General features: G+C 49.3%; 10 protein-coding genes. 4 read left to right on the top strand and 6 right to left on the bottom strand.

All coding sequences use genetic code 11. From position 1 onward, the window contains the following. Positions 1-16: 16 nt before the first annotated feature. Positions 17-943 (bottom strand): ABC transporter permease, encoded by a 927-nt coding sequence (locus tag JNUCC31_RS12405; protein ID WP_228469713.1) that lies wholly within the window; start codon positions 941-943, stop codon positions 17-19. 479 nt (positions 944-1422) lie between these two features. Between JNUCC31_RS12405 and JNUCC31_RS12410 the strand changes: the two genes are divergently transcribed. Next, complete coding sequence (locus JNUCC31_RS12410) at positions 1423-2484, top strand: LacI family DNA-binding transcriptional regulator (RefSeq protein WP_192271501.1); 1062 nt, start codon at positions 1423-1425, stop codon at positions 2482-2484. Positions 2485-2566: 82 nt separating this feature from the next. Here JNUCC31_RS12410 and JNUCC31_RS12415 read toward each other — a convergent pair whose 3' ends face one another. The 3 genes from JNUCC31_RS12415 to efeO form a co-directional block, all read right to left on the bottom strand. Next, positions 2567-4372, bottom strand: a complete 1806-nt coding sequence (locus JNUCC31_RS12415) for an FTR1 family iron permease (RefSeq protein ID WP_416234435.1) — start codon at positions 4370-4372, stop codon at positions 2567-2569. A 371-nt stretch (positions 4373-4743) separates the two neighbouring features. After that, entirely contained in the window at positions 4744-6018 is a 1275-nt protein-coding gene (efeB, locus tag JNUCC31_RS12420; protein ID WP_228469631.1) for an iron uptake transporter deferrochelatase/peroxidase subunit, read from the bottom strand. A 4-nt stretch (positions 6019-6022) separates the two neighbouring features. After that, positions 6023-6919 carry an iron uptake system protein EfeO gene (efeO, locus tag JNUCC31_RS12425; RefSeq protein ID WP_192271505.1) on the bottom strand — a complete coding sequence of 299 codons (897 nt, stop codon included), beginning with the start codon at positions 6917-6919 and terminating at the stop codon, positions 6023-6025. Between the two features lie 301 nt (positions 6920-7220). Between efeO and JNUCC31_RS12430 the strand changes: the two genes are divergently transcribed. Both JNUCC31_RS12430 and JNUCC31_RS12435 read left to right on the top strand, forming a co-directional pair. Continuing rightward, a complete protein-coding gene (locus JNUCC31_RS12430) occupies positions 7221-8135 on the top strand; it encodes a zinc ribbon domain-containing protein (protein ID WP_192271507.1) in 915 nt (304 codons plus the stop codon). 262 nt (positions 8136-8397) lie between these two features. Continuing rightward, positions 8398-9135 (top strand): thioredoxin-like domain-containing protein, encoded by a 738-nt coding sequence (locus JNUCC31_RS12435; protein WP_192271509.1) that lies wholly within the window; start codon positions 8398-8400, stop codon positions 9133-9135. Between the two features lie 190 nt (positions 9136-9325). On the opposite strand, the gene JNUCC31_RS12440 is transcribed toward JNUCC31_RS12435, so the two are convergent. Then, positions 9326-10279, bottom strand: coding sequence for a nucleoside hydrolase (locus tag JNUCC31_RS12440; RefSeq protein ID WP_192271511.1), 954 nt, complete (start codon positions 10277-10279; stop codon positions 9326-9328). A gap of 275 nt (positions 10280-10554) precedes the next feature. Further along, a complete protein-coding gene (locus tag JNUCC31_RS12445; RefSeq protein ID WP_192271513.1) occupies positions 10555-12786 on the bottom strand; it encodes an MMPL family transporter in 2232 nt (743 codons plus the stop codon). A 178-nt stretch (positions 12787-12964) separates the two neighbouring features. Between JNUCC31_RS12445 and JNUCC31_RS12450 the strand changes: the two genes are divergently transcribed. Next, positions 12965-13588: a TetR/AcrR family transcriptional regulator gene (locus JNUCC31_RS12450; protein WP_192271515.1), complete on the top strand. Its 624-nt coding sequence runs from the start codon at positions 12965-12967 to the stop codon at positions 13586-13588. Positions 13589-13643: the final 55 nt, after the last annotated feature.

Consider the following 13643-nt stretch of genomic DNA (forward strand, 5'->3'; position numbering starts at 1 on the left):
GGTATAACTCCTTTCTTTAATAGAGGCCTTCGCCTTCATTCAATTTCTTAACAATCAGGTTCACCGTCACTAGCAGGATGACGTTAATTACCGAGTTAAACAATCCCACTGCCGCAGAGTAAGCATAATCCCCTGATTGAAGTCCCACCTTATAAACGTAGGTTGCAATGATCTCCGAGGAAGGTAGGTTCATCGAGGTTTGCATTAGATATGCCTTCTCGAAGCCAATAGACATAATTCCACCCGCAGCAAGGATAAACACGATGGCCATAATCGGACGGATCGTCGGCAGGTCAATATGCCGAATGCGTTGGAGGAGATTGGCCCCATCCAGATTGGCTGCATTATGAAGTTCCGGATCGACATTGGCCAGTGCGGCAACGTAGATAATCGAAGCCCAGCCTGCCCCGGTCCAGATATCGGATAAAATGTAGATCCAGCGGAAATATTCAGGTTCAGACATGAACATGATCGGCTGTCCAGTAATCCAGGTTGCAAGCTGATTCAAAGGCCCGGTTGGGGAGAGGAAGATAAATAGCATCCCCACAACAACGACGACCGAAATAAAATTGGGGGCGTAGAGAAACAATTGAATCCTCTTCTTCACCCCGGCCTTGCGTACCTGATTCAGCATTAGTGCAAGCAGAATGGGTACCGGGAAGCTGAAAATCAAACCAAAGAAGCTGAGCTTAAGCGTATTCATAAAGATGACATCGAAATTGGGCGAAGCCAAAAACTTCTCGAAATTCTTCAATCCTACCCAATCACTGCCCATAATACCCTTGATTGGACTGAAATCCTTAAATGCGATAATGGCTCCATACATCGGGATGTATTTGAAGACAAGAGTCAGGATCAGAGCTGGTGCAAGCAACAAATATAAAAAGTAATTCTTCTTGAGTTGCTGCAACTTGTAGCTGGTTGATGTCCTCTCTTTCAGCACCCTTCCCGTACCCTTTTTGTTGTCCACTGCGTTATCCAACGTGTTACCTCCGTTCATTACTTAAGTTGACAATTGTTTGTAGTAAGGGCTTTCAATATTTACAATTGCTCATTTGATAATTTACAATTTAACAGGAAATACAGGCGTTAGTCAATACATTTTGTAAAAAAATAATTGTGCATTTGATGATATATTCGTATGTTTTTGTACTGAGTGTCCATAAAATTGCATATATAACGTTTATCAAATTCCCTAAAATTGTCCCTACCCTTAATAGCAGTAAGAAAACAGGAAAAATTGATTACAACATCATTTGTAACAGGACTCCTAAATACATACAAAAAGCGATATTACTAAATTTAAAATGTAAATAAAATTGTGCATATGTAAAATTAAATTGCTATTTGCCTCGATCTATTATACATTTGACTTAGATACTAATATGGACGACCATTTGATCATTAGAGGTGAAATGCTAGATGGCAAAAGAAAAGGTCACGATACAGGACATCGCGGATGCTTTGGGCATCTCTAGGAATACGGCTTCCAAAGCATTGAATGACAGCGGAAATATCCCGGAAGAGACACGAAATCGTGTAATCAAAAAAGCAATTGAACTTAAATATAAACAATTCGCCTATATGGACAGTGAGCATGTTCTAACCAAAGCTCAAAGCAATATCGCCCTCTTAACCGAAAACCTGCCCAATACATCTCACTTCGGCTCGTTGTTGATTAGCGGGTTGGAGAAAAGAATCAGTGCGGAGGGATACAATCTCTCCATTCATATCGTGCGTGACGTGGATCAGGAATCACTTACACTTCCCAACAATTTTGATATATCCAACGTGGACGGGATCATTTGCATTGAACTATTTGATCTGGAATATACCCGTCTTATCACCGATCTGGGGATTCCCACGATCTTTATTGATTGCGCCTCCAACGTATGTTATCCGGATTTTCATGCGGATCTGCTGCTGATGGAGAATGAACACAGCACATACCAGTTAACCAAAAAATTAATTGAGAGCGGCTACAAAAGTATCGGATTTGCCGGGGATTACAATCACTGCAAGAGTTTTAATGAACGATGGGTTGGATATCACCGGGCGATGCTGGAATCGGGGTTGCAGGTCGATCTGTCCCAATGCATCGTGGATGATGATCGCCTGTTTTTCTCCAGGCCGGGATGGATGAACCTGAGAGTTGCAGAGATGGAGTCCTTCCCTTCCGCTTATGTATGCGCCAATGACTTCATCGCGGTCGAACTGATCAGGGCTTTGAAAGCGAAAAATGTTACAGTCCCACAGGATATTGTGGTATGCGGATTCGATAATGCTCCCGAATCACGAATTATTGAACCCGCTTTAACAACGGTTCATATCTACAGCACTGAAATGGGCATCAAGGCTGCGGAGATGCTGTTATCCCGGATTGATAACCCGTCACAGCCTTATCAGGTCGCGCACATTGTGACCAAACCAATCATACGGGAGTCCACGCCTACGATTATGAGGGCCAATCCACAGACCATCTAACCCAAGATATATTTTCTCTCTGCAAAACAAATAACCGTGTCCTTCACGAGCCATTCGTCGTAAAGGATACGGTTTTCTTGAATTACAGAGATGCCTTGGATGCTCCTTGGGCTGAACGTACCTCCGTACGAATCAGATTAAAGATCATGAAGACCAGCACAACCATTTGTGGGATAAATGTCTCCCATGTCGGATACATGCCAAGCCAGCCAATCGTCGGCAGACTCGGTGCAACATGAGCCCCCAGCGCCGCTGAGACTTGAAGGGAGTGAATACTCTCGCCAAGGAAACGAAAGACCAGATAATATATCAGCAGCGTAGCGGTCAGGAAAAACCATCGTACAGGCAGGCGTACACTGAACTGAATAATCGCCACAGCCAATACCATCAGGATAAGCAACGCTCCCCCCATACCGATCAATAGTTGCGAGGTCGCAATCGCAGGCGCCATGCCGATATAAAAGATTGCGGTCTCCGCTCCTTCACGCAATATGGCAAGACCCGCCACAGCGAAGAGTGACCACAGACTTCCCCGGGCCAGCGCACCGCCTACCTGTCGATGTACATAGCTATTCCAGGAGCGGGTATTCGACTTGCTATGCATCCATTGTCCAACCGTTAACATCAGTACAACCGCTGCAAGCCCCGTATACCCCTCAATCATCTCCCGTGTGCTGCCCGAAGATGCCACAGCAAGAGTCAGTGTCAGTACAACTGCCAGCGCCCCACTGAGCAGCAAACCACTACCGGCACCAGCCCAGATCCAGCGCCGGGCCGCAGTCTCTCCACTCTTCTTGGCATAGGCCAGCAATGCAGCCAGTACCAGAATGGCTTCCAGTCCTTCGCGAAGTAGAATCAATGCTGCATCCCATGCATTGTATGAGGTGGTAGTCGTTAACGGCTCCAGCCGATTGATCATTCGGGAAACAACCTCGGTAGCCTTCGCCGTATTAGGCGGGTTGGAGACGACATAACCGGATGCTTCCGCCATTTCATTCTCAATAGCCGTATATGAAGCCGGAGATGATATCTGTACCTGACCTTCAACCAAAGGCCAGGCCACGATAAACTGCTCCAATCCCGCTGCGCCAGAAGTGGTATCCCCCGCCTGAATCTGCTGCTCTATTTGCTCCAGTAATTTCAGCAGGTCGGACAATGAAGAAACGTCAGAGGATGCTGCCGGGTCCTCAATTTCCCCTTCCTTAAGTGTCCCTGCACTGTAGTCCGCGAGCAGCGTGACCAGGTTCTGCATATGCTCGGTTGCCTGTTCTTCCTTGCGGGGCTCAGCCTGCATTGAAATGCGAACCAGGCTAATGTCTTTCTCCAACTGGCTGTATACGCCAAAATGATCCTGACGAATTGGAGCTTCGGTGCCTTTCCAGGCCGTAACGATCCGTTTATAGGCAAGCTCTGCCTGTTTCCAATCGCCCTGTTCCATTGCACTTAAACTTTTACGTGCGTCCGGCAACAACCGTTCAGCCGCTCTACGGCCTGCGTCGCTGCTCTCTTCCGCACCCTGAAACGCCTCAATATACTGATTGGTCGCACGGGCCAGATCGGCCAGTGCTTTCTTGGCTGCATCAGGATCATTGCCAGACAGTGCCTGTTCTGCTTTGGTCATGGCATCACTTACAACGCTGGCGGCCGTCGCAACCTGATCTGCATTCTGCTCGGGCACCAGCGTACTGGCGTCATCCCACAGTTGCCGGAATTCGGCGACGTCCTCTGTTGCTTCTGCCAGCTTGCCCTGTCCCGCTTCAACCAAGGCGCTGCCCACAGGCGGCAATAGGCCATCCAATTGTTTTTGCACAGACTGCTCCCTGTTTGGGAACCCCTCAGCAGAAGCATATGGAATGCCCAGTAAACGAACTCCCCCGGCCCCCACCATCAGGAACACCAGCAGCAGCAGCACGGGGCGCATCAACCTTCCTTTGTACCGCCACTTCTGCGCCTTCCGATCCGCGATCCTGCCCATCTTTGTCATCCTCCTCATTCCTCTGAAACCGTTCAGTGCCGTCAATATAAATTGAACTAAAGATTATTTACACTTGCCACTCCGATGACAGAACAACCTTCCGATCGCTGTTATCCCCAGATTTATAGATTTCTATTTTTCAATGGGAAAAATCCGGGGATAAATGCGAGGTGAATGCTTCCGATGCAGCTTTCTTTCAGAAAGCTTTTAGTTCCGCTGCTTCAGGTTATTTCTGTCCTCTACGTTCTCGTGTAAATGTTTAGTTCAATCTATATAACTATTTATTAAATTAAGGTGTCACCAATATATCCGCCATTTGTACTTCCGGGGAAACAGGCAAATACAGCACTGCCCGTATGCACGGTGTATTCATTCAGCTTGTCGTTCTTCGCCAGCCGTTTCTGGATCGGAATAAACTGATTCTCCAAGTCCCGTTGATAGCTAATGAACAATAATCCTGCATCCAGCTGTCCGGTCTTGGCATCGAGTCCACTCGAATATGAGTAGGAGCGGCGTAAAATTTGCTGACTGCCATCCCCCTTCGCCAGACGGAGATGTGACGTTGCAGGAATGATCGGCTGTCCGTCGGAAGACTTGGCCTTCAGATCTACCGGATCAAACTCACCGCTGCTGCCGAGCGGCGCTCCGCTGTCCCGGTGGCGTCCAAAAGTCGCCTCCTGGTCTTTCAGTGTGGAGCGGTCCCACACCTCCACACGCATGCGCACCCGGCGGACGGCCATATAGCTCCCGCCGGCCATCCACCCCGGACCGTCAGCAGGCTGCGCCCAGACGGTCTGGTCCATCAGCACCGCATCCGTGGTATCCGGATTGCCGGTGCCATCCTTGAAGCCGAGCAAGTTGCGCGGTGTTCCACCCGCAGGGTCAGCTCGGCCCGTGCGCTGGAAACCTTCCTGCGTCCAGCGCAATACCGCATGCCCGCGTGCGATGCGCGCGAGATTGCGGATAGCATGGAAGGCGACCTGCATATCGTCTGCGCAGACTTGCACGCATAGGTCGCCACCACACCACTGCGGGTCCAGCGCATCTCCGGCGAATGCCGGCAGATCACGCAGGCCCTTGGGCTTCCGGCCCTGCAGCCCGAAGCGCCCGTCAAACAAAGAGGGCCCCACACCAAACGTCAATGTGGTTCGAGACGGTGTCAGGCCTGCCGCTTCGCCCGTATCGGTGGGCGGCGTGTTCAGCGTTGTATTATGTTCGCCGATCATCTCTCCGGCGGCCATGGCAGCGGAAGCCGCCGTCCAGTTCTTGAACAGACGGCGGAGATCATCCGCACTTCCTGCCGTCACATCAAAGGCGGCAAAGCAGATGAAATCCTGAGCCGGGGTAATAATGCCCGCCTGGTGCTTGCCATAGAAGGGCAGTGCCTTGTCCGGCGTAGTCTCGGACATCGCCGCCAGACTGCTTTTTCGGCCCAGCGTCATCAGACCACTGGCACCGCCTCCGCCTAACAGCAGACCCAGACCGGCTACACCGGTCAGCTTCAGCATCTCACGCCGTGACAACGGCTTTTTCAGCGAATCCTTTTTCTGCTCGGTCACGGTTCTATACCCCCAGTACCTGTCCCATATTCGACAGCGGCTCGGCCAATGCATCCAGATTCTGGCTCAGCTTGCGCACGTCCTCATCCTTCAGCTTCTCATAGGAAACGTACCCGTCACCATCCTTGAATGGAGCAAGCTCTTTCTCAAGGGCATCGAATCGTTCCGCAATCTGCTGATTCAGATCCTTGTCTTTGGCAGCCAGATCATCCTTGAGCAGGTTATAGATCTCTCGTGCCCCTTCCACATTTGCCGCAAAATCATACAGATCTGTATGGGAGTAACGTTCCTCTTCGCCGGTTACCTTGCTGGAGGAAACCTCATTCAGCAGTTCTACCGCACCCGTTACCATCAGACTCGCATCAATGTCCATCGTCTCAACCTTGGCACGCAGCAGCTTCGCATCACTTAGCAATGTATCCGCAAATTCAGTCATGCCTTCGGTCGTCTTGTCTTCCCAGAGTGCTTTCTCAATCCGGTGGAATCCGCGCCAGTCGGCAGCCTCCACATCTCCGTCACGCGCATCGATATTCGGGTCCAGATCACCAAGTGCCTCGGCTACCGGTTCAATGCGTTCATAATACATACGAGCTGGTGCATATAATGATTTGGCAGTCTCCAGATCACCAGCTTTCACGGCATCCGTGAACTTCTCCGTTTGCTTCACGAATTCATCAATCTGCTCGATTGCAAATGACCGATAGCCATCCACTGCGGTTGTATACTCGCTCCCGGTCGCTTCCTGATCTGCTGCATCTGCAGTTTCAGTGGACGTTTGAGTTTCGCTTTGCGCAGCAGACGTTCCTGCCTGCTTGTCCGAAGCAGTCTCATTATTGCCGCAAGCGGCGAGCAAAACCGAAGTTGCCAGCACAACAGCCGGCAATGCCAATATTTTTTTCAACACGATACACTCCCTATTGGTTAAACTGATTTGTTTGTACTCCTGCACATGAAATGGCGGATGAGTACACCCCTTGGATTAACGTCCATTTAATGATAATGATTATCAATTTCGATATTGACATCATAATTCCGACACATACTTATGTCAATATGAAAATAAGGGGACCGCCCAACCCCTAACTCGGTAGGAGATACCGGGTTTTAGTTCCTTTGAAATCATAGACAAACTTCGCCATCAACCGTTAAAATGAGACAAAATGTCTATATTATTATAATTTTTGTCATTGGAGGCTCATGTCATGAAATGCCCAGTATGTAATCATGAAAATGGAAATGCCAGCTTTTGCGAGAGGTGCGGCTCTAATCTGACCCCTTCCTCCCCTACTTCAGATGCTGTTCAGGGTCAACAATCTGCTGCTGCCGAACCTGAATATACCCGTTGGTCCAGCACCCAGGCGACACCTTCCCATGTTCCCGGCTCATCCAATACGCCTTCTGCTCCCAGACCCGTACAACAAGGATCAGACTCTTCCAGCACAGCTGGACATTCTTCTTCGGGAGACAATACCGCCAATCAATGGAACAATATTGTACAAAATGAGAAAGTTCAGCAAGCCAAAGAAGTAAGCAAACAGTATCTATCCTATTTCCTTAGCGTACTCACCCGTCCTTATCAAACCATGAAGACCGTCGGTGAACAGCATTCAATTAACGGCTGGATTACGATGGCTCTGATTGCAATTCTAACCTCTACATACTTTTTGATTACATTTAGCCGGATGGATGTGGACGGACTGTTCATCGCCGGGTTCATCAGACCGCTGTTGTTCACCGCCATCTCCTTGATCGTTTCGATCGCATTGATCTATGCCATACTGAAGATTGAAAAAATAACGTTCCGTCCCAAAACGCTGGTTGCCCAGTTCGGTACATTACTCGTGCCTGCTGTAGCATCTCTTGTTCTGGCGAATCTGTTTATTGTTATCTCGTATTCCATCGCCATCTTCTTCCTTGTTGTCTCTTATGTAGTTACCTTTGTATCTCTTAACACAGTGCTGTTCCAATATCCGCTGAATCGAACCAAGGCTGTTATTGACAGCATGTACAGCGTGCTGATTGCTAACGTTGTATTGTTTTATATGCTGTATCGCTTGCTGGGTGCTACGATTATTGGATTGATTGGCCTGATGTTTTCTCCATACGGGCGTCTCTAGCATCCATATCCAAAGCAATCACGAAGTCTCTCCCCGCTTAGGCGAGGAGGGCCTTTTTTTGTTCTCATCGTTAGCAGGATTGCACTCGTTGCGTTTCATACACTATAATGTGTAGTGTAAAAGGTATGTTCTTTTTTACGTAAGGAAGGAGGTAAGAAACGCTCTAGACTTACATAAGAATCTTACTACTGTCAATTACACTACATATCGTAGTGTTATATCATCCATTTTATGAAGAAGGGCAGAGGAAATTGATATGAACATGAATATGAATCATATGCAAATGGAGCACGAGGCAGGGACAACCTACCTGTGGCTTATCGTTGGTGCAGTCGTTCTGTTACTCTCCATCGCAGCTTATATCTGGTCTTCACGCACTCATAGGTCTGTACTGGCACATATGAAGAAGAATGAACGGGCAGCCATCAAAAAGAAAACCCGATCCATCCGCCTGGCTGCACACTCACTGCTAGGTGTGTCGATCATCATCATTGCTCTTTTCTTCATGCAGGATGCGTTCACCAAGTATGATGTGGCCGACCTCGGCACCAATGCAACAATTGACGTGACGGACGATAAATACTACGGGGCAGATCATACAGAAGAACCGATTCAATATGAGATGACCATCCCAACGTCGGGACCTCATAATCCGCATGATATCAAGTTTGGATTTTACACCGATTTCCCCGGCTATCCGTATCTGGTACATAATCTGGAACACGGGGATATCATCATTTATTATCGTGAGAACGCAAGTGATGAGCTGAAGGAGCATTTGAAATACCTTGCCAAGTTCCGCAAAGCTGGGGCAGGTATTCTCGCTGTACCGAACAAAGACATTCCCGAGGGCAGTGAGGTCGTCGTGACGGCGTGGACGAAAACAATGAAACTGGACACGTTCGATGATGCCAAAGTAGGCACCTTTATTAATACATATATTAATCAAGGACCTGAAAAGATTCCTGCCTCCATCCGCCAGGGTGGCGGAACGATGTAATGCCCCTTTGCAGCAACAGCCAAGATTGGTTCCTTCCATAGGACATGGAACACATCTCGGGCCAGGTCATTAGCCCATCGAAAACATAAAAACCGCATGACAGAAACCGGGGACATCCCCGGCCTCTCTGCCTGCGGCTTTGGTTTTTTGTTATGATTGTGATGTAGGACAACCCTTCGGGTTACCTAAATTAATAGCGCTGCGGAGCAGCTTTTTTGCCCAAATCCGTCATGTACGTAAAGAACGCTTCCGGATCGGTATCATACACGAGTTGCACAGGACGTCCGTCTGCTTGTTCCACCGTACGGCCCTGGCTTGGACCATCCGGGATGACAATGCAGTTCACCGTTTTCTTCTTCACGATGTCCTCACGTCCAACGGAAGCCGTAGTCAACACATCCCACAGATAGTATGTGGAATTCGTTTCACTGTACACCAGTGGCGGACATCCTGCGTAACAGTTACCCAGGAAATCAACGCCTTCAAAGCGACGCTCTGCAGCCCAACGGTTACGTACAGCAGGGGTCAGAGGTACTTTGTTCGTGCTTTCCAGGGCTACCAGATCAATCTGGATGCCGCTCTGCCATACACGGTAAGCCGCTTCCGGGTCCCAGAATACGTTCCATTCCGCTGTACCATCATGCTCAGGCTCCTCAACGTTCCCTCTTTCAAACGTACCGCCCATCCATACGAGCTTGTCGATTTTCTCTTCAATATCTGGTGCTTCATCCAGTGCACGCGCGAGGTCAGTCAGCGGTCCTGTGAACAAGAGCAGCGTTTTACCTTCGGTGCTGCGCACTTTCTCAATCAGATGCTGATGAGCCGGAACGGCAGACAGAGGAGCTTCCATTTTGCCGGATTCGTTCAGTACCGGAAGTGCATCTACATAGAAGGAATGCAGTCTCCACGCCGCAGGAAACGGATTTTTTCCTCTGGAGTTGGATTTCGCTACCTCTACGGAATATGTGCCGAAGCGATCGATAATTTTACGGCTGGCATCTGTAGCTGGCTCCAGATATCCGTCTGCCGGAATAACCGATACGCCGGTTACATGTACATTGTCCATTTGCAGAAGCATGAACAGCGATACGAGGTCATCCACGCCGCCGTCATGGTTAAAATACACATTAAGTTGGTTCGTCATGCTTGCTTTCATCCTTCCCCCTGGTTGTCCTATTGATGTTCATCCCATCCGTCTGCCCAAGGCCGACGTTCTCTCTATTATGTCCCATAACCCCGGGCTACGTAAACCTTCTACCTCCAAACAAAGCAGGAAACATCCCTCATCCTGCGGACATTTTACTGTTAAACCATTCCATCTCAGACCTTGTCCGGTCCAGCTTCATAATGAAAAGGGTACAAAGACAAGGACAGCCAGGCATGAGGCCCCACTGTCCTTGTCTGAATCCATCCATTTGATTACATGGATGGATTTTGTTTCTCTTTGGATTTCTCTGCAACAGGCATGTACTTGCCTGGCCAGAATGCCCATTTGCCCAGCAGAGCTGTTATGGCTGGCACCATGAACGGACGAACAAGGAACGTATCGAGCAAGACACCCGCAGCCGTGATGATCCCGAACTGCACCAGTACCTGAATCGGCAGTGTTGCCAGTACGGCAAACGTACCTGCGAGAATCAGACCTGCGGAAGTAATGACAGATCCGGTTTCACCTACACCTTCCTTAATCGCTTGGCGAAGTGGCATCGTTTTGCGTTTTTGCCAGATGCTTGAGATCATGAAGATGTTATAGTCCTCACCCAGCGCCACAAGGAATACGAAGGAATACAGCGGAATCGCTCCCTGAATAGCGTCTGCGCCCAATCCATAGTGAATAATGAGCCACCCCAGTCCCAGTGCGGAGAAGTAGGACAGAACTACTGTGGCAATCAGATACGCGGTCGCAACGACGGAACGCAGGTATAACAGCAGCAGCAATGTGATCATCCCGATCACCACCGGAATAATGATGCTGGCATCCCGTTCTCCGGTGACTTCGATGTCATACTGTTCAGCCGTCTGACCGTCTATCCAGACATGACTATCCGCACCTGTAATTCCGGCGTCTGTAAGCGCCTGTTCAGCCGTTGCCCGCAGATCTGGAATATGCTGCATCGCCTCCATCGAGTATGGATTCAGATTGAATTCCACGTCGTAGGCAGTAATGTTCGCATTCTCAGCACCCTGCTGGGCATCGCCCACTTTGCTTACGTAATCCAGCGATTCCAGACGCTGTTTCAGATCCGTTTCTTTGCCCTCGGTGTCGATAATTACTTTGGCAGGAGCCAATTCACCTTCCGAGAACTGTTCCCCAATAACCTTGAAACCTTCGCGAGAAGACACATTCTCGGGGAAGGACGATAGCAAGTCATACGTGAATTTGATTTGGCTTGAGAAAGCAGCCAGTCCACCCAACAGCACCAGCGTAATTGCCAGAACCGTCCAAGGCTTGGTTACCACTATACGGCCAATCCAGCTTTCCTTGATTTTGCGCGGAGCAGGCGCTGGTTTGCCTTTTTTCTTCGCACGTTCCACTTCCATATCGTGCGTACGCGGTACAAACGGGTAGAATGAACCCCGACCAAAGATTGCCAGCAATGCCGGAACCAGCGTCAGGCTCGCAATAAACATGATGAAGATGGATAAACTGAATGGTACGGCAAAACGGTGATAGGCACCGTATTCCGCGAACAGCAGTACAAGAAGTGCTGCAACGACTGTAAATCCACTCATGGCGATCGCACCGGATGATCCAGTAATCGCTTGGAAGAGTGCTTTCTTTTTATCCGGCTCATGATAGAGGATCTGACGGAATCTGGAGATCATGAAGAGGCAGTAGTCTGTTCCTGCACCGAACAACAATACCGTCATAATAGAAATGGACTGCGCGTCAACCGTTATCCAGCCCTGATCCGCCATAAATCCGAGAATCGGACTGGTGACCATATAGGCGAATCCAACCGCAATAATCGGGATAATCGCCAGTACAGGCGAACGGTAGATCAGGAGTAACAGCACCAAAACGAGCACAACGGTTGCAATCAGCAAGGATACATCCGCGGATGAGAACAGTCCGCTCGCATCAATCGATATCCCGACCGGACCTGTGACTCGCGCGCTTAATGCGCTGGCATCATCAATGGCCACGTCAAATGGGTCGGAACCGAAAATGTCATTCGTTTTCTGCTCAAGTGCTTCAATGCCTTCCTTCAGCTGTGACGAATCCGCTTCCTGATTGAAAAAGAGCGGCATCACCAACGTGCTTCCATCTTCCGAAAGTTGACCATTCAGAGCTTGTGGCGGCAACTGATAGAGCGGCACTACGGATTGCTGCTGCTCCACCGGATCCTGATCCAGCCGCTCGGTTAATGCCTGAATCTTCTCAATCTGTTCATCCGTCAGCCCACCGGCTTGACGCCATACGATGAGAGCGGGGAGTCCTTCGCCGCCGGGAAACTCTTTCTGAGCAACCGCTGCTGCCTGTACCGATGGCTTGGAATCATTCAGATCCTGCGCATTATTCGTTTCACGTTCACCTACAGCAGGCCATACTAGACCAAGAACAACCGCGATAATGATCCATACCAATAGTGTTATCCATTTGCTTCGCTTGCCCGCAACCCAGCGGCCGTAACCTGAACCTTCTTGCATGATCTTTTCATCTCCCTATTCTGGTTCTATGAAGCCGTATTTATATGATAGTGTAGAAATGAACCACGGGTCATAGTATAGTAGATTTAATTATATATACCAGAAGGTTAATTATGCAATCCCTAATTTTGTGAACACTTTTGCACAGCCAACATAACAAGTAAAGAGGTATGCAACCATGAGCAAACAAACAAACCCGCCCCGTTCCCCGGGCAGACCCAAAGCTGGTGCCGAACAGACATCAGCCCAGTCCAAAATACTGATGACCGCCTCACAGCTCTTTATGGAATATGGGTACGAGCCCGTCTCCCTCCAGCAAATTGCTTCACTATGCGGAGTGACCAAAGCGTCGATCTATTATCATTTTTCCAGCAAAGCCGAGCTGTTCACCGTTGCCATCACTCGCATGATGGCGATGGCCATGCAGCAGACCGCCCTTCGCCTGGATGAACCACGAACGTTGCAAGAGCGGCTGATACGTGTTGCGGAAGCGAAGATGGAACATTCACATATTGAAACCGAGGCCATGTTGCGTGAAGCGGAGAAGCATCTTAATCCGGAACAGCTTGCCCAGATTCGGGAAGCCGAGGTTCGAATTTTTGAAGTTCTTGCTGCCCACTTCCAGCGGGAGATGGATAACGGTTATCTGCGGACTGCCAGCCCTATGCTGCTGGCTCATGCGTTTACGTCTCTGCTGATGTTGGCTAATCGTGAAGACGTGCGTAACATGCATGCAAATATTACCGATCTGGCACGCGAGCTGGTGGCACTGTTTTTGGTGGGGGCCGTTCACCGGGCGTAAAAGACCTCTCTACACTTTTGCCAATGCAGCGATACCGGTTCAATTTGTTAAGCAA

It is taken from the genome of Paenibacillus sp. JNUCC-31 (assembly GCF_014844075.1).
Lineage (GTDB): Bacteria > Bacillota > Bacilli > Paenibacillales > Paenibacillaceae > Paenibacillus.

Coding starts and splice junctions, on each gene's coding strand:
- JNUCC31_RS12410 (WP_192271501.1), top strand. CDS start 1,423: ATGGCAAAAGAAAAGGTCACGATACAGGACATCGCGGATGCTTTGGGC.
- JNUCC31_RS12415 (WP_416234435.1), bottom strand. CDS start 4,372: ATGGTGGGGGCCGGGGGAGTTCGTTTACTGGGCATTCCATATGCTTCT.
- JNUCC31_RS12430 (WP_192271507.1), top strand. CDS start 7,221: ATGAAATGCCCAGTATGTAATCATGAAAATGGAAATGCCAGCTTTTGC.
- JNUCC31_RS12435 (WP_192271509.1), top strand. CDS start 8,398: ATGAATATGAATCATATGCAAATGGAGCACGAGGCAGGGACAACCTAC.
- JNUCC31_RS12440 (WP_192271511.1), bottom strand. CDS start 10,279: ATGACGAACCAACTTAATGTGTATTTTAACCATGACGGCGGCGTGGAT.
- JNUCC31_RS12445 (WP_192271513.1), bottom strand. CDS start 12,786: ATGCAAGAAGGTTCAGGTTACGGCCGCTGGGTTGCGGGCAAGCGAAGC.
- JNUCC31_RS12450 (WP_192271515.1), top strand. CDS start 12,965: ATGAGCAAACAAACAAACCCGCCCCGTTCCCCGGGCAGACCCAAAGCT.